The organism is Streptosporangium sp. NPDC049644 (assembly GCF_040675205.1).
Classification (GTDB): Bacteria; Actinomycetota; Actinomycetes; order Streptosporangiales; family Streptosporangiaceae; genus Streptosporangium; species Streptosporangium fukuiense.
Genome location: NZ_JBFAOJ010000008.1, coordinates 25,922 through 51,023, shown reverse-complemented (window position 1 = coordinate 51,023; position 25,102 = coordinate 25,922). Strand labels below are relative to the sequence as shown.

23 protein-coding genes and 1 pseudogene are annotated in these 25,102 nt (G+C 70.9%); 11 read left to right on the top strand and 13 right to left on the bottom strand.

Features of this window, described 5'->3' with window-relative positions; translation table 11 throughout:
- Positions 1-11 precede the first annotated feature (11 nt).
- The 6 genes and pseudogenes from AB0J58_RS06660 to AB0J58_RS06635 form a co-directional block, all read right to left on the bottom strand.
- Positions 12-1,040, bottom strand: coding sequence for a LacI family DNA-binding transcriptional regulator (locus AB0J58_RS06660; RefSeq protein WP_364211473.1), 1,029 nt, complete (start codon positions 1,038-1,040; stop codon positions 12-14).
- A pseudogene (locus AB0J58_RS06655) lies at positions 1,020-2,414 on the bottom strand (GH1 family beta-glucosidase); the annotation flags it as partial. The pseudogene AB0J58_RS06655 and the gene AB0J58_RS06660, both read right to left, overlap by 21 nt.
- Before the next feature lie 205 nt (positions 2,415-2,619).
- Complete coding sequence (locus AB0J58_RS06650) at positions 2,620-3,249, bottom strand: TetR/AcrR family transcriptional regulator (RefSeq protein WP_364211155.1); 630 nt, start codon at positions 3,247-3,249, stop codon at positions 2,620-2,622.
- Positions 3,250-3,348: 99 nt separating this feature from the next.
- The gene (locus AB0J58_RS06645) at positions 3,349-4,137 is read right to left on the bottom strand and encodes a hypothetical protein (protein ID WP_364211152.1); all 789 of its coding nucleotides are present in this window, start codon (positions 4,135-4,137) and stop codon (positions 3,349-3,351) included.
- Positions 4,138-4,143: 6 nt separating this feature from the next.
- Entirely contained in the window at positions 4,144-4,785 is a 642-nt protein-coding gene (locus AB0J58_RS06640) for a response regulator transcription factor (RefSeq protein WP_343961538.1), read from the bottom strand.
- The gene (locus tag AB0J58_RS06635) at positions 4,776-6,014 is read right to left on the bottom strand and encodes a histidine kinase (protein WP_364211148.1); all 1,239 of its coding nucleotides are present in this window, start codon (positions 6,012-6,014) and stop codon (positions 4,776-4,778) included. The genes AB0J58_RS06640 and AB0J58_RS06635 overlap by 10 nt, the downstream gene beginning before the upstream one ends.
- 319 nt (positions 6,015-6,333) lie before the next feature.
- Between AB0J58_RS06635 and AB0J58_RS06630 the strand changes: the two genes are divergently transcribed.
- Positions 6,334-7,296: an asparaginase gene (locus AB0J58_RS06630; protein WP_364211470.1), complete on the top strand. Its 963-nt coding sequence runs from the start codon at positions 6,334-6,336 to the stop codon at positions 7,294-7,296.
- Positions 7,297-7,472: 176 nt separating this feature from the next.
- Here AB0J58_RS06630 and AB0J58_RS06625 read toward each other — a convergent pair whose 3' ends face one another.
- A complete protein-coding gene (locus tag AB0J58_RS06625) occupies positions 7,473-7,982 on the bottom strand; it encodes a VOC family protein (protein WP_364211145.1) in 510 nt (169 codons plus the stop codon).
- A 71-nt stretch (positions 7,983-8,053) separates the two neighbouring features.
- Here AB0J58_RS06625 and AB0J58_RS06620 point away from each other — a divergent pair, with 71 nt between their 5' ends.
- Entirely contained in the window at positions 8,054-8,506 is a 453-nt protein-coding gene (locus AB0J58_RS06620) for a MarR family transcriptional regulator (RefSeq protein WP_364211142.1), read from the top strand.
- A 118-nt stretch (positions 8,507-8,624) separates the two neighbouring features.
- Here the strand turns inward: AB0J58_RS06620 and AB0J58_RS06615 are convergent, their stop codons facing one another.
- Positions 8,625-9,785 carry an ROK family transcriptional regulator gene (locus tag AB0J58_RS06615; protein ID WP_364211139.1) on the bottom strand — a complete coding sequence of 387 codons (1,161 nt, stop codon included), beginning with the start codon at positions 9,783-9,785 and terminating at the stop codon, positions 8,625-8,627.
- A 78-nt stretch (positions 9,786-9,863) separates the two neighbouring features.
- Between AB0J58_RS06615 and xylA the strand changes: the two genes are divergently transcribed.
- The 6 genes from xylA to AB0J58_RS06585 all read left to right on the top strand — a co-directional run bounded on the left by xylA (position 9,864) and on the right by AB0J58_RS06585 (position 16,383).
- A complete protein-coding gene (xylA, locus tag AB0J58_RS06610) occupies positions 9,864-11,015 on the top strand; it encodes a xylose isomerase (protein ID WP_343961549.1) in 1,152 nt (383 codons plus the stop codon).
- Complete coding sequence (gene xylB / locus AB0J58_RS06605; RefSeq protein WP_364211136.1) at positions 11,012-12,382, top strand: xylulokinase; 1,371 nt, start codon at positions 11,012-11,014, stop codon at positions 12,380-12,382. Before xylA ends, xylB begins: the two co-directional genes overlap by 4 nt.
- Before the next feature lie 114 nt (positions 12,383-12,496).
- Entirely contained in the window at positions 12,497-13,156 is a 660-nt protein-coding gene (locus tag AB0J58_RS06600) for a DUF998 domain-containing protein (RefSeq protein WP_364211133.1), read from the top strand.
- A gap of 141 nt (positions 13,157-13,297) precedes the next feature.
- The gene (locus AB0J58_RS06595; protein ID WP_364211130.1) at positions 13,298-15,511 is read left to right on the top strand and encodes a nitrate- and nitrite sensing domain-containing protein; all 2,214 of its coding nucleotides are present in this window, start codon (positions 13,298-13,300) and stop codon (positions 15,509-15,511) included.
- A gap of 114 nt (positions 15,512-15,625) precedes the next feature.
- Complete coding sequence (locus tag AB0J58_RS06590) at positions 15,626-16,015, top strand: roadblock/LC7 domain-containing protein (RefSeq protein WP_343961557.1); 390 nt, start codon at positions 15,626-15,628, stop codon at positions 16,013-16,015.
- Positions 16,012-16,383 (top strand): DUF742 domain-containing protein, encoded by a 372-nt coding sequence (locus AB0J58_RS06585; RefSeq protein ID WP_343961559.1) that lies wholly within the window; start codon positions 16,012-16,014, stop codon positions 16,381-16,383. Before AB0J58_RS06590 ends, AB0J58_RS06585 begins: the two co-directional genes overlap by 4 nt.
- 61 nt (positions 16,384-16,444) lie before the next feature.
- On the opposite strand, the gene AB0J58_RS06580 is transcribed toward AB0J58_RS06585, so the two are convergent.
- From AB0J58_RS06580 to AB0J58_RS06565, 4 genes are all read right to left on the bottom strand, one after another.
- Positions 16,445-17,020 carry an ATP/GTP-binding protein gene (locus AB0J58_RS06580; RefSeq protein ID WP_343961561.1) on the bottom strand — a complete coding sequence of 192 codons (576 nt, stop codon included), beginning with the start codon at positions 17,018-17,020 and terminating at the stop codon, positions 16,445-16,447.
- A complete protein-coding gene (locus AB0J58_RS06575) occupies positions 17,001-17,348 on the bottom strand; it encodes a DUF742 domain-containing protein (protein ID WP_030916054.1) in 348 nt (115 codons plus the stop codon). Before AB0J58_RS06575 ends, AB0J58_RS06580 begins: the two co-directional genes overlap by 20 nt.
- 67 nt (positions 17,349-17,415) lie before the next feature.
- Entirely contained in the window at positions 17,416-17,823 is a 408-nt protein-coding gene (locus tag AB0J58_RS06570) for a roadblock/LC7 domain-containing protein (RefSeq protein WP_030916058.1), read from the bottom strand.
- A complete protein-coding gene (locus tag AB0J58_RS06565; RefSeq protein ID WP_364211126.1) occupies positions 17,820-20,282 on the bottom strand; it encodes a nitrate- and nitrite sensing domain-containing protein in 2,463 nt (820 codons plus the stop codon). The genes AB0J58_RS06570 and AB0J58_RS06565 overlap by 4 nt, the downstream gene beginning before the upstream one ends.
- Before the next feature lie 165 nt (positions 20,283-20,447).
- On the opposite strand from AB0J58_RS06565, the gene AB0J58_RS06560 reads away from it, so the two are divergent.
- Both AB0J58_RS06560 and AB0J58_RS06555 read left to right on the top strand, forming a co-directional pair.
- The gene (locus tag AB0J58_RS06560; RefSeq protein WP_364211123.1) at positions 20,448-21,254 is read left to right on the top strand and encodes an SDR family NAD(P)-dependent oxidoreductase; all 807 of its coding nucleotides are present in this window, start codon (positions 20,448-20,450) and stop codon (positions 21,252-21,254) included.
- A 107-nt stretch (positions 21,255-21,361) separates the two neighbouring features.
- Entirely contained in the window at positions 21,362-22,390 is a 1,029-nt protein-coding gene (locus AB0J58_RS06555; protein WP_364211120.1) for an acyltransferase family protein, read from the top strand.
- Positions 22,391-22,430: 40 nt separating this feature from the next.
- Here the strand turns inward: AB0J58_RS06555 and AB0J58_RS06550 are convergent, their stop codons facing one another.
- A complete protein-coding gene (locus AB0J58_RS06550; protein ID WP_364211117.1) occupies positions 22,431-24,401 on the bottom strand; it encodes an FAD/NAD(P)-binding protein in 1,971 nt (656 codons plus the stop codon).
- A gap of 472 nt (positions 24,402-24,873) precedes the next feature.
- Here AB0J58_RS06550 and AB0J58_RS06545 point away from each other — a divergent pair, with 472 nt between their 5' ends.
- Positions 24,874-25,074 (top strand): hypothetical protein, encoded by a 201-nt coding sequence (locus AB0J58_RS06545; protein WP_343961574.1) that lies wholly within the window; start codon positions 24,874-24,876, stop codon positions 25,072-25,074.
- Positions 25,075-25,102: the final 28 nt, after the last annotated feature.

The following is a 25,102-nucleotide window of genomic DNA, read 5'->3' as shown; positions in this document are numbered from 1 at the left end:
CGGCCGGTGTGTCAGGTGGACTCCCGGATGACCAGCTCGGTGGGCAGGATCGTCGACGAGGCGGGGCCTCCGTCGATCTGGCGCAGGAGCAGGCGCACCGCCGCCCGTGCCTGGTCCGTCCTGGGCGCGCGTACCGTGGTGAGCGCGGGAACGGTGTGGGAGGCGGCCTCGATGTCGTCGAACCCCGCGATCGCGACGTCGTCGGGCACCCGTCGCCCCGACTCGCTCAGCACCCGCAGGGCGCCGATCGCCATCAGGTCGCCGGCCACGAAGACCGCGTCGAGCGCCGGGTCGTCCCGCAGCAGCTGGCGCATCGCGTCCGCGCCCGAGGCGAGGGTGAGGTCGCCGACGGCGATGATCGACCGGTGCCCGGTGTCGCGCAGTGCCTCGCGGTATCCCCTGAGCCGGTCCTGCGCGGCGATCGTGTCCGGGGGACCGGCGATCGCGGCGATCCGCCGTCGTCCCCGGGCGAGCAGGTGCCTGACCGCGGAGGCGGCGCCGCCGGCGTTGTCGATGTCGGCGTACGAGGAGGGCACCGACACCGCGGGCCTGCCGAGCGACACGACGGGGACGCCGGTACGGGCCAGCGCGGCGGGTAGCGGGTCGGAGCTCAGCGTCGAGTTGAGCACCACCCCGTCCAGGTGCCCCGAGGCGGCGTACCGCTCGACTCGGAGCCGGCCTTCGGCCGAGTCGGCGAGCATGAGGGTGACCCGCTTGCCCGCCTCCTCCAGACACCGGGTGGCCGAGCGGACGATCGCGGAGAACAGCGGGTCGTCGGCGTGCGCCCCGGCCGGGGAGTCGGAGACGACCAGCGCGATCGAGTCGGTGCGCCTGGTCACCAGGGAACGGGCCGCCGAGTTGGGCACGTAGCCCAGCTCGTTGACCGCGTTCAGGACGATGGCGCGGAACTCGTCGCTGACCGTGTCCTCACCGTTGATCACCCGGGAGACCGTCGACCTCGACACGCCGGCGCGGGCGGCGACCGCCTCCAGCGTGGGACGCCGGACACGCTCGCGGTGCAGTCCGTTGTGCCGGATCACCTCGCGGTACCAGAGCGCGCTGTCCTTGGGCAGCCGCCGCTGCGTCTCGAAGTCGACGTGCACGATCCCGAAGCGCTTGTCGTACCCCTCGGCCCACTCGAAGTTGTCCAGCAGCGACCAGACCAGGAAGCCGCGCAGATCCGAACCGGCCTCGATGGCGGCGTGCGCGGCCCGCAGGTGGCCCTCGAAGAAGGCGGTCCTGTCGGTGTCGTGCACCTGGTCGCCCGTCACCACGTCGTCGAACGCGGCGCCGTTCTCGGTGACCAGCAGGCCGACCTCGGGGTAGTCGCGCGAGAGCCGGGTGAGCAGTTGGGAGAGCCCGGTCGGCACGATCGCCCAGCCCATCGCGGTCGTCGGGGCGTGGGCGCCGCTGAACAGGATGTCCTCGGTGCCGGGGTAGGCGGCGTTGGAAGGCTCGCCGGGCTCCGATCGCACCACGCAGGGCGTGTAGTAGTTGATCCCGAGCAGGTCGACGGGCTGGTTGATCGCTTCGAGGTCGCCGTCGCGGACGTGGCCGAGCCCGCCCACGCGGTCCATGATCGCGAGTACCGGTTCCGGATAGCTCCCGCGCAGGGCGGGGTCGAGGAACTGCCGGTTGATGAGGCAGTCGACCCGGTTCACCGCCTCGGCGTCCTCGGCGGACGGCACGAGGTCCGGGTCGCTCACCTGGCCGGGCGTGATCACCGGTGCGAGGTTCAGGGTGAGCGCGATCTCGCGGGCGCCCGCCTCGCGCAGCACCCGGGCGCCCAGCCCGTGGGCGAGCAGGAGATGGTGGGAGGCGCGGAAGGCCTCCGCCGCCGACGCACGGCCCGGCGCGTGCACGCCGATGCCGTACCCCAGCACCGCGGCCACCCACGGTTCGTTGATCGTCATCCACGTCCCGACGCGGTCGCCGAGCCGGTCGTGCACGGCCCGCGTGTAGTCGGCGAAGCGGTAGGCCGTGTCGCGGTTGGTCCACCCGCCGAGGTCCTCCAGCGCCTGGGGGAGATCCCAGTGGTAGAGCGTCACGTACGGCGCGATGTCGGCCGCCAGCAGTTCGTCCACCAGCCGGTCGTAGAAGTCGAGCCCGGCGGCGTTGGCGGGTCCCGATCCCGATGGCTGGATCCGGGGCCAGGCCACCGAGAACCGGTACGCCCCGAGGCCCAGCTCGGCCATCATCCGGACGTCGTCGGCGTAGCGGTGGTAGTGATCGCAGGCCTCGTCGCCGGTGTGGCCGCCGGCGGTCCTGCCGGGCGTGTGGGAGAAGGTGTCCCAGATCGACGGGCCGCGCCCGTCGTCCTGCGCGGCGCCCTCGATCTGGTACGCGGCGGTGGCCGCACCCCAGACGAAGCCGCCGGGAAAGGCCAGGGTCTCACCCCGAGCTGAGACGGTCATTGCGGTCATCCTTTGACAAACCCCCGTTGGTTCTTGCGGTCGTCGGGACGCGAGGAACGTCCTGGCCGACGGAAACACCTCACCGACATTCTGGGCATGGCCGGGGGTCGGCGTCGAGAGGACCACCCCCGCGTCCATGAACGGCGACAACGAGGGCATGCCGCCCGGCCCTCCGGAACCGTCGGAGACCTCCCCGCGCACGCCCTCAGGCGCCGCGCGGAGTCAGCATGCGGTCGATCAGCTGCCGGAGATGGGCGAGGAAGGGCTGCAGCGCCTGCGGGTCGGTGGAGGCGGGACCGTGGCCGTCGGCGTTGATCTCGCCGTGCATGAACCCGGACACGCTCCAGATCAGCGTCTGCACCGTCAGTTCCAGGTTCACCCGGTCGTCGATCAGGCCGGCCTCCGCGGCGGGGCGCAACGCGTCGCAGACGAGGTCGATGACGGGGTCCCTGTAGGTCTCCTCAAGTCCGGGGATGTCGGCGGCGTCGCCGAGCCAGCGGTGTGCCCACAGCGAGGGGACCTGCGGGTTGGCGAGGAAGAACTCCAGAAGGCGCGTCGAGAGCCGGTACACGACGGCGCGGGCCTCCTCGGGGTCGGCGGCGGGGAGCGCGCCGAGCACATCCGCCACGATGCCGCGCTCCATCTGGCTGCCGTGGTCGACGACGGTCAGGTAGAGCTCACGTTTGTCGCCGAACCGCTGCTGTAACCACGCCAGGTCCTCCCCCGAGGCCTCCGCGATGTCGTGCAGCGACGTGCCGTCGTAGCCGAACGCGGCGAAGAGCCGCGACGCGATGTCGATGACCGCCTGGCCCCGCGGGTCGTCGGAGGGAAGCATGATTCCAATTCAAGTCCCGCAGGCGGGTGGAGAGGGCCACGTACTGGTTTTGTCCCGGTCAAACCTGTGTGCGCAATACGTCGTCGGCGAGGGAACGGATCACAAGGGGAGGATGCGGAGCTCGCCCGCCGCGGTCACGGTGGTGATCCGCCGAGGGGCTGCGGAGTCGCGCCGCACCTGGATGATCGCGTTCCGGTCGCCGGCCCGCACGTCGTAACCGTCCTCGTCCGGCACCCTGACCTCCACGTCCCCGGCCGTCCGCACCACGGCCCTGACGTCGCCGGGCGGGGCCGCGAATCCCAGATCGACGTTCCCCGTGCCGGTCTCGACGTCGGTCCCGGCGGACCGCAGGCCGGTGCCGCTCACGTTTCCGATCTCCGCCCGCACCCGCAGCGCGCCCTGTGAGTCGTCCACGACCACGTCGCCGGCGGTGGTCGAGAGGCGCAGGTCGCCCTGGACGCCGCTGGCCGACACGGTCCCGAAGCGGCTCGTCACCTCGACGTCGGTGGTCATGGGCAGGATCAGGGTGTAGTCGGCCCGGCAGTTCGGGCCGTCTGGACGGTCGCCGCCGGGGCAGCGGACGCCGATCGTGAGCGTCCGCCCGTCCCAGTCCTCGGTGACCACGGGCCGGTCCAGGGTCCACTGGAGCGTCCGCTCCAGGTCCAGCCGCCGATCGGCGCCACCGACGACCGAGACGTTGACGTGACCGGTGGTCTCCACGACGATCCCCGGGGAGGTGAGCGCGTGGGACCGCAGCGTGGTCTCGGCGACCCGGCGGGCCTGGGTGACCTCGCTCCACGCCGCGATGGAGGTGATGCCCACGGTGAGTGCGGTGAGCGCACCGCCCACGACGATCCAGGCCTTTCTGGTGTTGCTCCGTATCGGCATGTTCTCTCAAACCTTCAGGAATCGCAGGACGGCGAGTACCCGGCGGTGGTCCTTGTCGGCGCCGGAGAGGTCGAGCTTGGTGAAGATGTTGTTGATGTGCTTTCCGACCGCGCTCTCCGAGACCACCAGGGCCTCGGCGATCCCGGTGTTGGACCGGCCCTCCGCGATCAGCGAGAGCACCTCGTGCTCCCTGCGGGTCAGCCGGTCCAGCGGGTCGCTGTGCCTGCGCAGCAGGAGCTGGGCGACCACCTCGGGGTCCAGCGCGGTGCCTCCGGCGGCGATCCGGCGCAGCGCGTCGAGGAACTCCTCGACGTCGGCCACCCGATCCTTGAGCAGGTAGCCGATCCCGCTGGTCGCGGTGGACAGCAGCTGGGTGGCGTAGCGCTCCTCGACGTACTGGGAGAGCACCAGGATCGCGAGCGTAGGCCGCTGGCGGCGGAGTACGAGCGCGGCGCGCAGGCCCTCGTCGGTGTGCGTGGGCGGCATCCGCACGTCGGTGACGACGAGATCGGGAACGTGTTCGTCCACGGCGCGCAGCAGCCCCTCGGCGTCGGAGACGGCGGCCACCACCTCGATGCCCGCCGAGCCGAGCAGGCGGATGAGCCCCTCTCGCAGTAGTACGGAGTCCTCGGCGAGCACTACGCGCACGGTAGCTCCACTCTGATCGTCGTCGGCCCGCCCGGCGGGCTGTCGACGTACAGGATGCCGTCCACGGAGCCGACCCGGTGGGCCAGGCCGCGCAGCCCCGTGCCCAGGTCGGGGTCCGCGCCGCCCTGGCCGTCGTCGTGGACGGCCAGGTACAGCCGGTCGCCGCGCCGCTCCACCGTGACCTCGGCGCCGGACGCCCGCGCGTGCTTGGTGATGTTGGTCAGTGCCTCGGAGACGACGAAGAACGCCACCGCCTCGACCGTGGCGGAGACCCGCTCGGAGATGTCGACGTCCAGCCGCACGGGGAAAGGGGCACGCGCGGCGAGGCCGGACAGTGCCGCGTCCAGGCCCTGGTCGTTGAGCACGGCCGGGTGCAGCCCCCGGACGAGGTCGCGCAGCTCCTTCAGCGCCTGCTTGGCCTCCTCGTGCGCCTGCACGATCACCTCGCGGGCCGGCTCGGGCAGGTCGGTGAGGGTCGCGCGGGCCATGCCCAGGTTCATCGCCAGCGACACCAGCCGCTGCTGGGTGCCGTCGTGCAGGTCCCGTTCGATGCGGCGGCGCTCGGCGTCCGCGGCGTCGACCACCCCGGCCCGACTCTCCCGCAGCGTCTCGACCCGCAGCACCAGCTGGTCGCTGAGGCTGGGCCCGAGCAGGGCCTCGGCGGCGATCACGTCCAGCACCGCGAATCCGCGGGCCACCCACGGTCCGGAGACGAGCAGCGTCCCCGAGACGAGGACGAACACCGTGCTCTGCCAGGTCTCCCCCATCGCCCAGCTCCGCGTCGCGAGCGCGGCGGTGACCAGGCCGCCCGCCCACGCCCCGACGACCGAGGCGGCGCCGACGCCGCTGATCAGCGGAGCCAGCAGGTGGTACGAGAGCCGGCGCCAGGTGCTCCGCGTCCTGGCCTCCTGGAGCAGCCGCCCGAAGGGGTTCCCGCTCAGCGGGCGGCGCGGGACCGGGGGGATGTCGACGTCGAGGAAGGCGGCGAACCGGGACCGCTGCACCCGGGTGAGCAGCCGGACGACCCAGAAGAACAGCAGCAGCGCGATCACCGGGACCACCACGGTCCACACGAACAGCACCGACGCCACGGTCAGCCCCACGATCACCGCCGCGCCCAGCAGGGCGATCGGCAGGCCCGTGACCAGGTGCGCGGTGCGGAGCCAGGTCCGGGCCGACCAGTGGGCGCTGATCCTCGACCAGGGGGTGGTCGCCTCGATGCCGCTCATGGGACCACCGTAGGGACCGCGGCGGTCAGGGCACATGGGCGAGGTATCCCGGAAAAAGGTGGGGTTTACCCCACCATTCCCGGCAGGGCCGGGGTGCTCTTCGCGGCGGCATGCTCTCGGCAGCCCGATTTCGTCACGTGCTACCGGGATTTCCTCGCCCGGACCTTCTGTCATCGCGGGAGCCCGCCCGTGTTCCCCGTCCGGTGCGCCGTTCGCTCTGGACCGCGCCGCCCGAACATAACCCCAAAGGGGGTATCTGTGGGTTATAAATAGAGGTGACCGAACATGGCCCGTCGAAGGGATTCCGTCCTTGAAGCGTGTGCTGCTGCTGGCGACCGGTGACACCATCGCCCACTCCTACGATGCCGTCCGTCCGGGCGTCGCCTCGGGGGCCGAACTCCTGAGCGCGCTCCCGCCCGGCACGGTCGCGGCGGACGTGGTGGCCGAGGACGTGATGGCGGAACCCAGCTGGGACATGTCCCCCACGACCATGCTGGAGCTGGCCCGCAGGGCGCGCTCGGCCATCCTGGACCGCGGATTCGACGGTGTCGTGATCACCCACGGCACCGACACGCTGGAGGAGACCGCGTACCTGGTGGATCTGCTCGCCGGCCGGGCGGCCGAGCAGGGCGCCATCGTGCTGACCGGTGCCGTCCGCTCCCTGGACGAGTTCTCCCCCGACGGCCCGCGCAACCTCGCCTCCGCGCTCGCGGCCGCGGCCGACGACGCGCTGCGGGGTGCCGGGGCCGTCGTGTGCGTGAACGACGAGATCCACGCGGCCCGCTGGGTCACCAAGGTCGACGCCGTCAGCGTCGCGGGGTTCTCGTCGGCGCCCTTCCCCGTGCTGGGCCTCCTGACCGGTGGCCGGGTCGAGACGCTGTCCGCCCCACCGCGCCGGCCGCCCGCCTTCGGTGGGGACCCGGCGTCGGACGTCGCGCTGATCAAGACCTATCCGGGGATCGAACCCGTGCTGCTCACCGCCGTGGTGGACGCCGGAGCGCAGGGCGTCGTGCTGGAGGGGACCGGCCTGGGCAACGTGCCGGTCGGGCTCTTCACGACGATCGCCGAGCTGACGGAGTGGGGGATCCCCGTGGTCGTCGCGTCGAGGTGCCGTACCGGTGCGGTCCCGCTTGACGAGATGCGCCTCGGTACGGGGCTCGCCGCCCGCGTCGGGGCGATCGGGGCCCGCGGCCTGGCGCCCTCGAAGGCCCGGTGCGCGCTGATGGTCGCCCTCGGGACCGGCGGAATCGACGCCGTACGCGACTGGTTCGGCAGGCTCTGACACCCGTGAGGAAATTATGGGCGGCTGAAAATCGTAAAAAAGGGAGTATCCCCGAACCGGGTGGGCAGGTCCGGGGAGACCGTGATCCGGCGGAGGGCTGGGGAGGCCTCCGCCGGGTCACCTTTCTTCTCCCCACGCGGGTCGCGCGTGCTGGACGGCCCGGTCACCCGAGGCGGTCAGACGGGGATCGAGACGCCGAGACCGCCGCGGGTGTCGGCGCCGTAGCGCTCCTTCTCCCTGGCGATGTCGAGCGGTCTGATGCTGCTGCGCCCGCTCAGCGTCTCCGAGGTGAGCAGGTCGGCGGGGACCAGCCAGGAGACCTCGAACTCCAGCCCGTCGGGGTCCTTGGCGTAAAGGGCCTTGGTGGTGGAGTGGTCGGAGGCGCCGACGAGGGCGTTGAGCTCGCCGAGCTTGACGGCGATCCGCTCCAGCTCGGCCAGGGTGTCGACCTCCCAGGCCAGGTGGTAGAGGCCGACGGTCGAGCGCCCGGCTCCCGAGGGGCCCGCCTGCGCGCCGAGCTCGAAGAGGCCGAGGTCGTGGTCGTTGCTGGACCCGGAGGCCTGCAGGAACGCGGCGCCCGGCATGCCCATGACCACCCTGAAACCGAGCGCCTCCCGGTAGAAGGCGACGCTGCGCTCGACGTCGCGCACGAAGAGAACGGCGTGGTTGAGCCGCTGGACCGGCATGGTTCCTCCCGAAACTTGAACTCTCAAGTAGATTACCCTCGCTTTGTTGAGAGTTCAAGTAAGCTGGTTCCGTGACGCGATGGTTGGACGACGAAGAACAACGCACCTGGCGTGCGTTCCTGGCCGCCTCGCAGCTCGTCCAGGAGGAGCTGGACCGGCAACTGCAGCGCGACTCCGGCATGCCGCACGCCTACTACGCCATGCTGGTGAAGCTCTCCGAGGCGCCCGACCGGATGATGCGGATGAGCGAGCTGGCGACGGAGCTCAACTCCTCGCAGAGCCGCCTGTCGCACGCGATGAAACGGCTGGAGGAGCGCGGCTGGGCGCGGCGCGAGCCGTGCGCCGCGGACAGGCGGGTGAGCTGGGCGATCCTCACCGACGAGGGGTTCGCGGCCCTCACCGCCGCCGCCCCCGGCCACGTCGAGGCCGTCCGCCAGGCCCTCTTCGACCGCCTGACCCCCACCCAGCTCCGCCGGCTACGGGAGATCTGCACCGCCCTCCTGCCCACCTCGAACCCCTCGTAGCCAGACCGCCTTCAGGCCGCTTCGGCGTCGTACCCCAGGTGCTTCGGGAGTGACTCGGCCGACGCCCGGCCGCAGGGACGAACTCGACGCCCGTCAGTCGGCGGTGTCGGCGATTCCGCTAGGCGCTCTCACCGCGACGCGTCAGCGTCGTGATCGGATTCGCGAGGACCCGGTGGATGATCTGTCCGGCGGCGCCCAGGGGCGCGGCGTCGCTGCCGAGGCGGGAGACGGTCAGGTCGGGGACGGTGTGCCGCATCCCGGTCAGCCGGGCGGCCATCGCCTGCCGGACCGGGTTGCGGATCCACGGGAAGAGCGGGGCGAAGACGCCGCCCAGCACGATCGTGCCGGGATCCATCAGATGGATCGCCGAGGTGAGGGCGATGCCGAGCGCGGATCCGGCGCGTTCGCAGGCTTCCAGCGCGCCGGGCTCGCCCGCGCGCAGGCTCTCCAGCAGCTCGGGGACGTCGGCCAGGCCGCAGGCTCCGAGCAGGGCCTCCTGGCCGGCGTACCGCTCCAGGCAGCCCCGGCCGCCGCAGCGGCAGGCCGGGCCGTCCGGGTGGACGACCACGTGTCCCAGCTCTCCGGCGAGACCGCGGGCGCCGCGGAACAGGGTGCCGCCCACCACCAGGCCCGCGCCGATGCCGATCTCCCCCGACACGTGCAGGAAGTCGCCGGGGGCCGAACCGAACCAGAGCTCGCCCAGGGCCGCGAGGTTGGCCTCGTTGTCCACCTCGACGGGGAGGTCCAGCAGGTCGGAGACGCGGACGTGGTGCCAGCCGAGGTTGGGGGCGGTGTGCACGAGCCCCCCGTCCACGAGACCGGGCACCGCGAGGGTCGATCCGGCGACGGCCAGGCCCTCCCGGCGGGCTTCATCCACAGCCCTGTGGGCAAGTTCTGCCAGGTGGGAAAGGGTTTCCACAGGGGAGGCCGCACGGTTGTCCACAGCCTGTGAATATCGGAGCCGCACCGCGAGGGTGAGGTCGACCACGCAGGCGGACAGGTAGTCGACGTTGATCTCCAGACCGAGCGCGGCGACCCGCCGCCCGCTGAGCACCACCGCCGTGCCCGGACGTCCCCGCTCGCCGTCCCGCAGCGCGCCGGACTCGGCGACCATGCCCGCCTCGATCAGGTCGCCGACCATCTTCGACACCGTCGTCTTCGTCAGCCCGGTGATCTCGGCCAGCGCCGCCCGGGTGACCGGGCCGTTCCTGCGGATCTCGCCGAGGACCACGCCGAGGTTGCGGGCGCGCATCGAGTCATGGCGTACGGCCTGTGTCATGGAGCATCCACCTCTTGACGATCCCACCACCCCGATCCATATTAAGTCCATAAAGTGGATTAAATCGGAGGAACGTAGATGAGCGCCTACACCCCCAAGCCCGAAGATCGCTTCACCTTCGGGCTCTGGACCGTCGGCTGGCAGGCCCGCGACCCCTTCGGTGACGCGTCGCGGGCCCCGCTGGACCCGGTGGAGAGCGTTCACCGGCTCGCGGAGCTCGGCGCGTACGGCGTCACCTTCCACGACGACGACCTGCTCGCCGTCGAGCCCGACCGGGACCGGGCCATCGCGAACTTCAGGAAGGCACTGGCCGAGACCGGGCTCAAGGTCCCGATGGCCACCACCAACCTGTTCACCCACCCGGTCTTCAAGGACGGCGCGTTCACCAGCAACGACCGTGAGGTCCGCCGCTACGCGCTGCGCAAGGTCATCCGCAACATCGACCTGGCCGCCGAACTCGGTGCGACCACCTACGTCTGCTGGGGCGGGCGCGAGGGCTCCGAGTCCGGGGCCGCCAAGGACATCCGGGCCGCGCTCAGCCGTTACAAGGAGGGCATGGACCTGCTCACCTCGTACGTGATCGAGAAGGGCTACGACCTCAGGTTCGCCATCGAGCCCAAGCCGAACGAGCCGCGCGGCGACATCCTGCTCCCGACCGTCGGCCACGCGCTCGCGTTCATCAACGAACTCGAACACCCCGACCGCGTCGGCCTCAACCCCGAGGTGGGCCACGAGGAGATGGCCGGGCTCAACTTCGCGCACGGCATCGCGCAGGCACTCTGGCACGGCAAGCTCTTCCACATCGACCTGAACGGCCAGCACGGTCCTCGCTACGACCAAGACCTGATCTTCGGCCACGGCGACGTGAAGAACGCCTTCTTCCTGGTCGACCTGCTGGAGAACGGTGGCTACGAGGGCCCCAGGCACTTCGACTACAAGCCGCTGCGCACCGAGGACGCCGAGGACGTCTGGGTCTCCGCCGCGGCCAACATGCGCACGTACCTGATCCTGAAGGAGAAGGCGAGGGCCTTCCGCGCGGACCCCGAGGTCGTCGAGGCGCTCGCCGCGAGCAAGGTCGCCGAGCTCTCCGAGCCCACGCTGGCAGCGGGCGAGACGATCGCGGACCTGAGCCGCGACTCCTTCGACCTCGAAGCGGTGGCCGCGCGCGGCTTCCACTTCACCCGCCTGAACCAGCTCGCCATGGAACACCTCCTCGGGGTCCGCGGATGACGCTCGTGGCCGGGGTCGACTCGTCGACCCAGAGCTGCAAGGTGGTGATCAGGGACGCCCGCACGGGCACCCTGGTCCGCCAGGGCCGCGCGGCCCACCCGGAGGGCACCGAGGTCGATCCCGAGGCCTGGTGGGAGGCGCTGCGGGAGGCGCTCACCCGGGCGGGCGGGCTGGACGGCGTCGAGGCGATGAGCGTCGGCGCGCAGCAGCACGGCATGGTCTGCCTGGACGACTCGGGCGACGTGGTCAGGAGGGCGCTGCTCTGGAACGACACCCGCTCCGCCGGGGCGGCGGCCGACCTGGTCCGGGAGCTGGGCGGCCCCGAGCGCTGGGCCGAGGCGGTCGGCAGCGTGCCGGTGGCGTCGTTCACGGTGACCAAGCTCCGCTGGCTGGCCGAGCACGAGCCCGACTCCGCCCGTCGTACGGCGAAAGTGTGCCTGCCGCACGACTGGCTCACCTGGCGGCTGGGCGGGGAGTTCGTCACGGACCGGGGTGACGCGTCGGGCACCGGATACTGGTCGCCCGCGACCGGGGAGTACCGGACCGATCTCCTTCGGGCGGCCTTCGGCGCCCTCCCCGAACTCCCCGAGGTGCTGGGGCCCCGCGCCGGCGCGGGAGAGGTCAAGGCGTTCGGAGACGGGACGGTGCGGCTCGCGCCGGGGACGGGCGACAACATGGCGGCGGCCCTCGGGGTCGGCGCCCTGCCGGGAGACGTGGTGGTGTCGATCGGGACGTCGGGGACGGCCTTCGCGGTCGCCGACAGCCCGAGCGCCGACCCGAGCGGCGCCGTGGCCGGGTTCGCGGACGCCACCGGGCGGTTCCTGCCGCTGGTGGCCACGCTCAACGCGGCCAGGGTGCTGGACGCCACCGCGCGGCTGCTCGGGGTCGGCCTCGACGAGCTCGACCGGCTGGCCCTGGCGGCGCCCGAGGGGGCCGGCGGCCTCGTCTACGTCCCGTACCTGGAGGGCGAGCGCACCCCGAACCTGCCCTCGGCCACGGGGTCGCTGCACGGGCTGACGCTGGGCACCTCCACCCCGGCCCACCTGGCCAGGGCGGCGGTGGAGGGGTTGCTCTGCCACCTCGCCGACGCCTTCGACGCCCTCGGGCTCGACCCGGCCAGGGTGCTGCTCATCGGAGGCGGCGCCAGGTCCGAGGCCGTACGGCGGATCGCCCCCGCGGTCTTCGGGAGGCCTGTGGTCGTTCCCGAGCCGGGGGAGTACGTCGCGGACGGGGCGGCCAGGCAGGCCGCCTGGCTGCTCGGCGGCGACGAGCCTCCGGCCTGGGAGGCGGGCGGGTCCGAGCGCTACGAGGCCGACCCCGCGCCCGGGATCAGGGATCGCTACGCCGAGGTCCGTGGCCTCCGCTGAGACGGGCCGGGGCGTGAGGGGGCGCCCCGGCCCGGCCGTCTCAGGGACGGCTCAGGGTTGGATCAGGGGTGCCGCCGGATGCCCGAAACCTCCTTCCGCGAGCAGACTTGATCCATGCTCGCCTCGAAAAGGCTCTACCCCCTGATCGCGTGCGCCGGGATCGCGGCGGCCGCGGTGGCGGCCCTGGCCGTCGCGGTGGGGCGGCCCGACCCGGTTCCGTACCAGGACTCGCTCGATCTGACCATCAGCGAGTACGCCGCGCTGGACCGCAGCGGAGTCACCGGGTTCGTCATGGCGTCGCTGGGGATCTCCTCCCTCGCGCTGGTCGCCGGGTTGCGCGCGACCGGGGCGCCGGTGGGTGTCCTGGCCGAGCGGCTGATGCGGGTGTGGGGTGCCGGGCTCGTCCTTCTCGCGGTGCTGCCACCGGTCCTGCCCGGCACGGGCACCGACCTGATCGGCCAGACGTACCGCTACCTGTCGATCGCCGTGTTCGTGGCGATGCCGGTGGCGGGCGGCCTGCTGGTGGCGCGGTTCGACGAGGACGAGCGGTGGCGGCCGGTGGCCAGGACCGTGGAGTGGCTGGCGCTGGCCGGAGGTTTCGGCCTGTTGGCGATCACCTACGTGGCGCTCCCCGGGCACGGGGTGCTCGCGGGCCTCGCCGAGTGGATCCTGCTCGGCACCGAGGCCGCGCTGGTCGGCGTGCTGGCCGCCCGGCTCGCACGGCTGACCTGGACACGAAGCGCAACTCAGGCATCACACGCCGCTCTAGGCTGACTTCTCACTTCTCATGACTATTTCATGACATGTCACAAATAGGCTACAAATAGCAGGAGCCGCCAGTGCTATTCTCGTCGGCGATCTAGAGATCGTCCGGGGGCTCCCCCTGGCGTTCCGTGAGCGAGCCGTTGAGGTGACATGGCATCGAGCAAGTCCATCCGGTTCAAGGTCTCGGTGCTGCTGGCCATTCCTCTCACCTCGCTGGTGGCGGTATGGGGCTTCGCCTCGGTCGTCACGGTCGGCGACTCGATGAGCCTGCGCTCCATCGGCACGCTGTACGAATCCGTCGGCAAACCCTCGAACGACCTGAACAACGCGATCCAACGCGAGCACATCCTGTCCGCCGAGTACCTGGCCACCCGCTCCAACGCCGACCACAAGACCCTCGCGGGACAGCGCGCGGTCACCGACCAGGCCCGCACCCGCCTCCGCCAGGAGATGGGCCGGGACGAGGTGCAGGCGGTGATGTCCGACGAGACGAGGACCCGCCACGCCGAGCTGATCAGGCAGGTGGAGGGGCTCGACGCGATCCGAGCCAGGGTCGACGTGGGGCGGATCGACTCGGTGGGGCTCTCCGAGGAGTTCGCCCGGCTGCCGGACGCGCTGAACCGGCTCTTCAACACCCTGAGTCCCACCAACGACCTCCCGCTCTACCGCGAGTTGCGCGCCGTCACGATGGTCGACCAGAGCATGAACCTGTTCAGCCGCGAGCGGGCACTCGCCACGGGCCCGCTGGCGCTGCGGAGCCCGATGACGGAGCACGAGGCGCGAGTGTTCGCCCGGATCGCCGCCAACCGGGCATTCCTCATGGAACAGGCGATCTCCGAGCTGGGGCCCTCGCTGCGCGCCCCCTTCACGGAGCTGATCGCCTCCTCGACGTACGCCAGGTTCGTCGCCCTGGAGTCGCGCCTGCTGGCCGGCAGCGGTGTCTCGGCCACCGAGTGGCGTGCCGCGGGCGACGCGCTGGACGCCCTCTACCAGCGGTCGACGACGGAGGTCGGCCCCACGCTCGTCAAGCGGGCCGAGCCGGTGACCATGGGCGTCTACATCCGCGCCGGTGTCGTCGGCGTCCTCGGCCTCGCCGCGGTCGTCGCGTCGCTGCTCGTCTCGTACCGGATCGGCAGCGGGATCGCCAGGGAACTCGCCGGCGTGCGGCGGGCCGCCACCGACCTCGCGGAGGTGCGGCTGCCACGGGTGATGGAGAAGCTGCGCCGCGGCGAGAAGGTGGACGTGACGGCCGAGGCACCCGAGCTGGAACCGCTGGGCAGCACCGCCGAGATCCACGATGTCGCCGCCGCCTTCGACAGCGTCCGGCGCCGCGCCGTGGACGCCGCCGTGGAGCAGGCCAGGCTGCGCGAGGGCGCCGCCCACTCCTTCCGCAACCTCGCCCGCCGGAGCCAGTCGCTGCTGCAGCGCCAGCTCAAGCTGCTCGACGGCATGCAGAAGCGGGCGGAGAACCCCGAGTCGCTGGAGAACCTCTTCAGGCTCGACCACCTCACCACCCGCATGCGCCGCCACGCCGAGGGCCTGGTGATCCTGTCCGGCGGGGCGGCGGGCCGCAAGTGGCGCTCGTCGGTGCCGATGGAGGACGTACTGCGCGGGGCCGCCGCCCAGGTCGAGGACTACGCCCGGGTGCGGATCCTCCCGACGGGCGGCACCACCCTGGTGGGCAACGCCGTCGCGGACATGATGCACCTGTTCGCCGAGCTCCTGGAGAACGCCACGGTCTTCTCCCCGCCCGGCAGCCAGGTCTCGGTCCGCGGTGAGCTCGTGGGCCGTGGCTTCGCCGTCGAGATCGAGGACAGGGGGCTCGGGCTGACCGCGGAGAAGCGTGCCGCGATCAACGAGCGCCTGGCCAGTCCGCCGGAGTTCGACCCGGCCGACACCGATCGGCTGGGCTTCGCCGTGGTCGGGTTGCTGGCCGCCAGGTACCGGGTCGAGGTCGCGCTGCACTCCTCGCCGTACGGCGGGACCGGGGTGGTCGTCCTGATCCCCGAGGAACTGCTCGGGGAGCCGGAGCCCGTCGAGCAGCCGCCGGAGCCGCCGGTGCTCACCGTCATCAGCGTGCGGCCCGAGCCCGAGGGACAGCCGGAACGGGCCGGGTCCGGCGAACCCGGTGAACCGGCGGTGCCGATTCCCACGGACCTGTGGCGGCCGCTGCGGCGCGGCGGCGGGTTGCCACGTCGGGTACGGCAGGCGAACATGCCGTCGATGCGGGCCAGGGAGCCGCGTTCGCCCAACGCCGAGATCGAGGAGCGGTCACCGGAGGAGACGAGAGCGCTGATGAGCGCCCTGCAGTCCGGCTGGCAGCGCGGCCGGGCCGACGACGAGGACGGCGGTGCCGAGCGTTGAGCCGGGGCCGTGAGAGCGGGAGCGCGAACGGAGACGGGTCCATGAGACCGGCTTCGTCGCGCCGGTGGGGGGTAAAGATCAACAGGATCATCAGAGGGGAAGGGGTTTAACCACGTGCCGGGTGAGCTTTATTGGCTTCTGGATGACTTCGTCACGAGTGTGGCGGACGTTTCGCACGCACTGATCCTGTCCAACGACGGGTTGATGATGGCCTCGTCCAGAGGGCTGACCAAGGAGGACGCCGACCATCTGTCGGCGGTGGCGTCCGGCTTCCAGAGCCTTGCGAAGGGCACCAGCCTGCAGTTCGGCGGCGGAGCCGTACGCCAGACGATGGTGGAGATGGACTCCGCGTTCCTCTTCGTCACCTCCGCCGGTCAGGGGAGCTGCCTGTCGGTCATGACCACCGGCGCCGCCGACGTGGGCCTGATCGCCTACGAGATGGCCCGCCTGGTCACCAGGGTCGGACAGCATCTGGCCACCGGACCCCGGATGGCCGGCCAATGAGCGACGACGTCGAGTGGGTGGACGAGGAGGCCGGTCCCGTCGTTCGCCCCTACGCGGTGACCGGGGGGCGCACCAGGGCGTCCTGCTCCTCGTTCGACCTGCTCTCGATGGCGGTGGCGACAGGGGCACCGGTCTCCCCGGGAGCGTCTCTGGGCTCCGAACACCGGCGGCTGCTCAACCTGGTCAGGCGGGCACGCCCGATCGTGGAGATCGCGTCGGACGCCGAGCTACCGGTCGGCGTGATCAAAGTCCTCCTGGGCGACCTGCTCGACCAGGGCCTGATCCTGGTGAGATCGCCGCTTCCCGCCGCCTCCGTGCCGCCGGAGAGTCTGCTGAGGGAGTTGATCAGCGGCCTGCGGGCACTGTGACCTCCTGGCGGGGCGCCTGGGCTCTCGGTGGCGAGGGCCGGGGAACCCCCCGGCCCGCCTCTCAGCTCTGGCTGGCCGTCAGCACCTTCAGCGAGTGCTCCACGAGGGTCACGAGCACCGTCTTCGCCGAGACACGGCGCCGCACGTCGCAGAGGAGCACCGGCACGTCCACGTCGAGGTCCAGGGCGACGCGCACGTCCTCCGCCTCGTGCCGGTCGGCGCCGTCGAAGCAGTTGACGGCCACGATGAACGGCGTGCCGCGCTGCTCGAAGTAGTCGATCGAGGGGAAGCAGTCGGTCAGCCGCCGGGTGTCGGCCAGCACCACGGCGCCCAGCGCGCCGTAGGACAGCTCGTCCCACATGAACCAGAACCGCTCCTGGCCCGGGGTGCCGAACAGGTAGACGACCAGACCCTCCCTGATCGTGATGCGGCCGAAGTCCATCGCGACGGTGGTGGTGGTCTTGCCCTCCACGCCGTCGACGTCGTCGATGCCGATACCGCGGTCGGAGAGCACCTCCTCGGTGCGGAGCGGCCGGATCTCACTGATGGCGCCCACGAGTGTGGTCTTTCCCACCCCGAAGCCACCCGCGATGAGAATCTTGAGGGCGACGGGTTCGTCAGAGGGCCCGAAGTCCATTGATCACTTCCTTGAGAATGCGCTCGCTCGCGGAGGCGCGCCCGATCGAGATGAGCTTGTGGTCCTGCAGGTCGCCGAGAAGGACCTTGACCACGCCGAGTGGCAGGTTGAGGTCCGAGGCGACGTCGGCGACCGAGGTCGGGGTGGTGACCATGGCGAGAATGCGTTCCTGTTCCGGCCCGGGGACGAATCCCCCGGACGGAACGGCGCGGGTCGAGGTGACCATCGCGACCAGGTCCAGAGTGTCACCGGAGGAGCGGGTGCGACCCCTGATGAGCGCGTAGGGCCGGACGACCGGTCCGGCCTCCTCGTCCATCCAGTGTGTCATCCGGACCTCCGGCACCGGGTTCGGGGATCGGACGGTTCATGGACGGCGCCACCACCCGCTCCCCCGCTCATGAGAGACCCTGGCGCGGACTGGTGGAGATATGCTGGCCCACCCGCTTGACCAGCATCGCCATCTCGTACGCGATGTGACCCACATCGGCGTCGGAGCTGCTCAGCACGGCCAGGCAGGTGCCCTGTCCGGCGGCGGTGACGAACAGGAACGCCGACTCCATCTCCACGATGGTCTGGCGCACCTCACCGCCGCCGAAATGGCGTCCCGCGCCGCGTGCCAGGCTCTGGAATCCGGCTGCGACCGCGGACAGATGTTCGGCGTCCTCGCGGTTGAGCCCCTTCGAGAAGCCGACGGCCAGCCCGTCGGTGGAGAGGATCACCGCCTGGCGCACCGCGCCCACCCTGGTGGTCAGGTCGTCGAGGAGCCAGTTCAGCTCGCCGGTGTTGGTCAATTTTCCGGTCATTTGTCCCCCTTGTCGCCTGTCGTGTGGTGTGCGAAGTCATCGTCCTGCTCCTCGCGTCCGCGCCGCGCACCCGCCTGGAAGGCGGAGAACAACGCGCGGACCTCGTCGGGCGAACGCTCCTCGCACGGTTCCGCCCTTGGCTCCGGCTGGGCGGGCTCCGTCGCCTCGGGCTCCTGGCGGAGCTGAGGCGCCAAGTTCGCCTGCCGGATCCGGCGGGGCAGGCCACCCGGCCCCTTGGGGGGCTGGGTGGCCGTCTTACGTGTCGGAGCGTCATTGCCGAGCTCGGACTCGTGAGGTGTCCGGAGGGTCTCACCGGTCCCCTGTGGCGTCTCCTCGGGCGACGCGGCGAAGGGGGCGTGGGCCCAGCCGGTCTCCTGGTCCGCGGTCCCGCCCGGATGTCCCTCCTGCCCGGCGGACCGGGCATGGGCCGGCGGGTCGGTCACCACGCTGAGTGCGGGCGCGGCGGTGAACTGGGCAGGAGAGGCCGGCCTCATCCTGCGGGGCAGGCCGTTGCCGTTGGCGGAGGGTGCGAACGTGTCGTGCGAGGAGGAGTCGAACGGCTCTCCCGAATGCTCGGCGGCGCGTTCGGCGGCGGAGGACGTCTGCTCCACGGTGAGGGCGAGCGGCGAGCCCTGCTGGGCGATCAGCGCACGGGGGATGAGCACGATGGCCGTGGTGCCGCCGAACGGTGAGCCGCGCAGGATGACCTGGATGCCGTGCCGGGAGGCGAGCTGGCCCACCACGAACAGGCCCAGCCGGTCGCTGTCGGCCAGGTCGAACTCCGGCGGGTTGGCCAGCCGCTCGTTGATGGCCGCGTACTCCATGGGGCTCAGGCCCAGGCCGCGGTCCTCGACCTCGACGGCGAACCCGTTGGCCACCACGTCGCCGCGCACGGTCACCATGGTCTGCGGCGGGGAGTAGATCGTGGCGTTCTCGATCAGCTCGGCCACCAGGTGGGTGATGTCGGCGACCGCGGCCCCGTCGAGCGAGATGTCGGCCACCGGCATCACGTTGACCCGGGTGTAGTCCTCGACCTCGGCGATCGCGGCTCGCAGCACGTCGACCACCGGCACCGGCTTGCGCCACGACCGGCCGGGTGCCGCGCCGGACAGGATGATCAGGCCCTCGGCGTGCCGCCGCATACGGGTGGTCAGGTGATCCAGCCGGAACAGGTCCTCAAGGCTGTCGGGGTCACTCGCCCGGTGCTGCATGCTGTCGAGCAGGGTGAGCTGGCGGTGGAGCAGGCTCTGCTTGCGCCGGGCCAGGTTCACGAAGACCTGGCTGACGCCACGCCTCAGGTTGGCCTGGCCGACGGCGGCCTCGACCGCGGTCCGCTGCACCGAGCCGAAGGCGTGGGCCACGTCGTGCACCTCGGTCGAGCCGCCCGCCTGGATCGGCGGCGCCTCGGCCCGCACGTCGACCTCCTCGCCGCGCCGCAGGCGCTCCACGACGCGGGGGAGCCGCACGTCCGCCAGCTCCAGGGCGGCCGAACGGAGCCCGGCGAGCTCGGCGGCCAGGCGGCGGCCGAAGCGGACCGAGATGATGATCGACGCGACCACCGCGATCAGGCCGACGCCGCCGGCGATCACGATCCGGAGCAGGATGCCGGTGGCCGCCGTCTGGGCCCGCTCCGCCAGCTTCTTGGAGGCGGCGAGGTTGACCTTGTCCAGCCAGGCCGACATCTCGTTCGCGGTCGTCTTCCACCTGGCCGCCTCGGGGGCCAGCCGGTTGCCGGTCGACCCGATGACGGCCTTCTCCAGGTCCGTGAACTTCTCGAAGGCCGCGGACTCGAAGGTCTCGCGGTAGGTCCTGCCCAGTTCGGGATCGAGCAGGGCCACACCCTTGGTGTGCAGGAAGTTCCGGGTGGTGACGTACTCGCCGAAGGCCTTGCGCTCCTCCTCCGACAGCCGGTAGTCGATCAGGGCCCCGCTGATCAGCGCGTTCTCCCTGGCGAACATCTCATAGGCGTTGCCCATGCCCTGCATGGCCGTGGCCTGCTGGAAGATCGACAGATCGGGCACCGCGGCCATCTGGTCGTACACCAGGAAGACCGCGTCGAGGATCCGGTTGTAGCTCGACAGCACGGTCAGCCGTGCCTGCTGTCCGCTGTCGACGCCCGACCGGATGTTCGGAAGCCGGTTGAGCTGGCCGAGCAGCGCGTCCAGTGAGCTACGCAGTTCCGGGCTGCCGGAACTCTCGGAGGCGGTGGCCTTCCTGAACGCCTCGACCGCCCGGTCGGTCCGGGAGCGCTGCTCACCCATCCCGCTCGTGAGGACCCGGGAGCTGATCGCCACCGACGACTGCGTCCGCTCCGCCTGAAGCTGTAGTCCCAGATCAGTGGAGGTGACACCCACCGACTGGTAGATGCTGTTCGCGTTGAGCAGCGTGATCCCGTCACCGACGGTCAGGTTGAGCACGAAGCCCCACAGTGCGCTCAGTGACAACAGTGGCAGGAGCAACAGCAAGAAAATCTTGAACCGAATCGAGCGGTTTCTAGAGCCCATGTCCACTCGTCCCAACCTCTGAGCGTGTGGAGGCTCGTGCCGGTTTAGGGATGGATAGGCCTCCGGAAGATCGCATAGGAGACTAGCACCGAATACGCTTTCTGCGCAGTGGAGGATCGGATGATTAGTGTGATTACCGGGGCTAGTGCCGGAATTGGTGAGGCGGCGGCGGTAGAGCTCGCGAGGCGCGGACAGCGGGTTGTTCTGGTCGGCCGTAATCCCGGTAAGACAGCTCACGTGGCGGAAAGGGTGGCGGCGGTCTCGGGAACGGTCCCGGATACGTTCACCTGCGATTACACCTCCTTGGACGAGGTGCGCGGACTGGCGGCCGAGCTGCTCTCCCGTTACGAGCGGATTGACATTCTCGTCAACAACGCGGGTGTCATGACCACCGAGCGCACGCTCACCCGCGACGGCCACGAGACGATGATCCAGGTCAACCACCTCGCCCCCTTCCTGCTGACGAACCTGCTGCTGGAGCGGATCGGGGAGCGGGTGATCACCACCTCCTCCCGGGCGGGCAAGGCCGGGCGCCTCGATCCGTCCGATCTCGACCGCGAGCGGCGGCGCTGGAGCGGCTGGCTCCAGTACGGGGACTCCAAGCAGGCGGGCGCCCTCTTCACGGTGGAGCTGGCCCGGCGCCTCGCGGGCACCGGGGTGACCGCGACCTGCTTCCATCCCGGTGTGATCAAGACCGAGTTCGCCCCGGCCACGCTGATGATGTGGATGGTGAAGAACATCCCCGGCATGGGCCAGACCGTCGAGGAGGGCGCGAGCACCATGGTGCACCTCGCCACCCACCCGGACGGCACCACCCACCCGGGCCGCTACTTCGCCAAAAGCGCCCCGGCGGCCGTCCCCGGCAGAATGGCCGACCCCGCGCTGGCCCGCGCGCTCTGGGACGCCAGCGCCGCCGCCGTCGGGTAGCCGTCGCACGATCCCACCGGGTGGCGCCGGTGGGACCGCGCGGGGATTTCCCCGGCGGTCACCGGTTGTTCGCCGGGCGTTGGGCGGGTCTGGCTACGGTCCGGGCTGTGAGTGTCGCAACCCCGCTGCGGGCCGCTCTCCCGCCCGCCGCGGACAGGGACCCGTTCTTCGACAACGCCAAGTTCCTGGCGATCACCCTGGTCGTCTCGGGTCACCTGATCGAGGGCCTGCGGGACGTGCCGGTCGCGCACGCGGCCTACTTCTACGTGTACACGTTCCACATGCCGCTGTTCATCGTGCTCAGCGGCTACCTGTCGCGGAACTTCACCTTCTCCTCCGGCAAGGCGCGCAGGCTGATCAGCACGCTCGCCGTCCCGTACGTGATCTTCGAACTGCTCTACTCGCTGCCTCGCCTCATCCTGTACGGCAAGCTCGACATCAGCCTCCTCGACCCGTACTACCTGACCTGGTTCCTGATGTCGCTCTTCCTGTGGCGGCTGTCCACACCGGTCTGGCAGCAGCTGCGGTGGCCGCTGACGGTCGCGGTCGGGCTGTCGCTGCTGTCGGGGATGAGCAGGCTTCCCGACGAGCTGTCGATGAACCGGACCCTCGGCCTGCTCCCGTTCTACGTGCTCGGGCTGATGCTCCGTCCCGAGCACTTCGAGTGGCTCAGGCGGCGGTGGGCACGGGCCGCGGGGGCGATCGTGCTGGTCCTGGGCGGTGTCCTGGCGCTCGCCACGCACAGTCTGGTGAAGACCGAGTGGATCCGGTGGCGGCACGCCAACGACGCGATCGGCGTCGACGACCTCACCGGAAGCCTGATCCGCCTCGGCATGCTGGCCGCCGGGGCACTGCTCGTCGCGGCGTTCCTGGCGGTCACCCCGGCCAGGCGCACCTGGTACTCGGGGCTCGGCGCGGCGACGATGTACGCCTACCTGCTGCACGGCCTGGTGGTGAAGGTCGCCGAGCGGTTCTACGGCGACTGGGCCCAGACCGTGGCGGGGGTGACGGCCGTGGCGCTTCTCGGGGTCGGGCTCGCCGCCCTGCTGTGTACGGAGCCGGTGCGGCGCGCCACCCGCTGGGCGGTCGAGCCGAGGATGAGCTGGGCCTTCACTGGGCTGAGGAAGCCCGGGTGATTCCCCGTCAGCACCCCGTCAGCACCCCGTCAGCACCCCGTCAGCGCTGTAGCTCCGCGACCGCGCGGTAGGCGGCGGTGACGGCCGCGTCGGCGCGGGCGGCGGGCACGGAGTCGGCGTTGGCGATCGCGATCCGGCCGTGCGGCCGGCGGGCGACGGCCGCCGGTGGCCGGCCGTCGGGGTAGAAGTCGAGATCCCACGGGGTGGCGTACTCAGGGGTGTGGCCGTGCCCCCACCGGTTGACCGTGATCGCCTCGATGTCGCGGGCCGCGTCGAAGCCTCCCGGGCCGAGCAACCGGGTGAGCTGGTCGCGGATGCTGTACTCCAGGTGCCCGTACGGCGTCTCGATCAGGGCGTACCGGCCGGCGATCGAGCCGTGCGCGGGTGACACGCCGGGCGTGACGGGCGTGCTGACCATGTGCACCGCGATCGGCTCGGAGGAGGTCCTCGGACACCGGTAGCCGCCGATGTCGGCCGGGTCGTCGAGTTCGGCCACGCACCAGCGGGCGCCGGTGAACCTGGCGCGCCTGATCCCGATCTCCTGCCAGGCGCGCCAGTCACGGAGCTGGACCGTCGCGTACAGCAGGGGCACCTTGACCGCCCGGTACAGCGCCGCCCGCTGCGCGAGCGGCAGGTCGCCGACCAGGTAGGGGATCATCGAGTTCCAGCAGGCCATGATCACGCTTCCGGCCCGCACGGTCCGCACCCGCTCGCCGTCGAAGTAGCCGACCGTGGCGCCGGTGGCCGCCTCTGGCCGGCCGTCGTTGGCCGCCGAGACCACCGGGCTGGACAGGCGCACCCGGACCCGGTTGCCCGGCCGGTCGAGCGCGCCGTAGTCGAAGCTCGCGGTGGTGATCCCCGCCATGTCGGCGGTCGTGGCGAAGCCGGGGATCATCCGGGCGGCCATCATCCGGACGATCGCCTGGTTGCCCTCGGGGAAGCGGTAGGCGCGCGGCTCGCCCGCGTCCCACTCCTTGATCACGGTCGGGGAGTTGTACCTGGACGGCTTGGAGGCGTCGAGGCCGAGCCCCTGGAATCCGGCGTACCGGTGCTCGTCGGCGCAGGCCCAGGCGTCGATCGCGCCGAAGGCGTCGGAGCCGTAGGCCCACTCGTCACTCGGCATGGTCTGGACGAACTTCAGCACGTCCGGATGGACCCCGCAGACCTCGGCGAGGAAACCCGAGTAGGTGAGCCTGGCCAGCCGCTCCTGTTTCTCCTCGCCGGACAGGCCGGGAAACCAGTCCGGCGGGTCGCCGTACAGCATGAGCAGGTCCTTTCCGGCCTGCTCCGCGACCGGCAGTTCGGCGATCCACCGCGGTGCCCCCTTGCCGGGGGTGAACACGACCAGCCGCTCGGCCGGGAAGGTCTCCCGGTCGCAGAAGACGCTGTCGTGCATCCCCAGGTCCGGGTAGAGCCTCCGCTCCCCGGTAAGCCTCTCGGGGCGGATGTCCAGCTTGGCGAGCAGGTCCTTCCCCTCGGGGGTCCATGCCGCCGGGTTGATGATCGACCGTGACCCGCCGTACGCGACCAGCGGCCCCTTCCTGGCCCTTGGGCGGAACTCGTTGCGCAGGGCGTGCCCGCCGATGTCGTCGTGATTGTCCAGGATCAGGATCCGTGCGCCCGGATCGCGTTCCAGCCACCGGTGGGCCGCGCTGAGGCCGCTGATCCCCGCGCCGACCACGACCAGGTCATAGCGCTCGCCGGTGGGTTCCGGCATCCCGGCGTATGCCCAGAACCGCTGGTCACGAAGGGCGTGGGGCACGCTCAGCGCCTCCGCGGTGTCACCGCGCAGCCCGGTGAGGGACGGCGGGTAGGAGGTGTCGGGCGAGAGCTCCAGGTCTTCCGCGCCCTTGGCCGGGGAGGTGTTCCGTCCGCCGATCCCGGGCAGCGAGCACGCCGCCGCGATCCCGGTGGCCGCGATCACCCCGTCGAAGAAGTCCCGGCGGGAGATGGGCCGGTCCATACCGAGTTCCAGGGCCTTACGTGGATTGATCTCATCAGGATCGGTCATGGGGCGATCATCACGATGTGAATGGATCGCCGCGGTCGCCGCGCTGTGTTTTCGGGAAGTTTTTACCCATGCCATTAGCGTGCTGTCACGATATCTCCTGCATGAGAGTCATGTCATGGTCGCCGGGAATTGAAAGGAAGGGTGGGCGACGACGGCACGCCGTGACCTATCCGGTCCGAGGAAAGGACCCACGCCTGGCGCAACCGGGACATGCCACTCCGCATGGTTCCCCGCCGTTCCATCCCTTTCCGCCTCTGACCTCGGATTACATGAGCCGGGGGGCGGACGCGAGGGAGGTATGCCGTATGAATTTTCAGGATAAGCCGGAACGTTATCGGAAGTCGGCCCGTTACCCCTATAAAGTGAGGCGCGGGGATTAACGTCCGGCCGAGTTCACGTCACGGCACGGTGCGTGGCGGAGCGAGGCGCGCATTCGTTTCTCCCCCTTGGCGGCTGATCCGGGGAGTAACGCGTGGTCGGTAAAGAGGGCAGGGTCACCGGAAAGATCGGCCCCGGCCTGGTCGGTGAGGTGATGGTGGTGGTCCGGGGCGGTGTCGAGGCGTTCTACGCGCATCCCACGGTTCCCGACGAGGAGTTCACCGTCGGCTCGATCGTCGTGATCGTCGACTTCTTCCCGCCGCGCACCGTCTACGTCTCCCGAGCGCTCGGCTGACAGTTCTCTCATCCCCCACCGCGGAGGC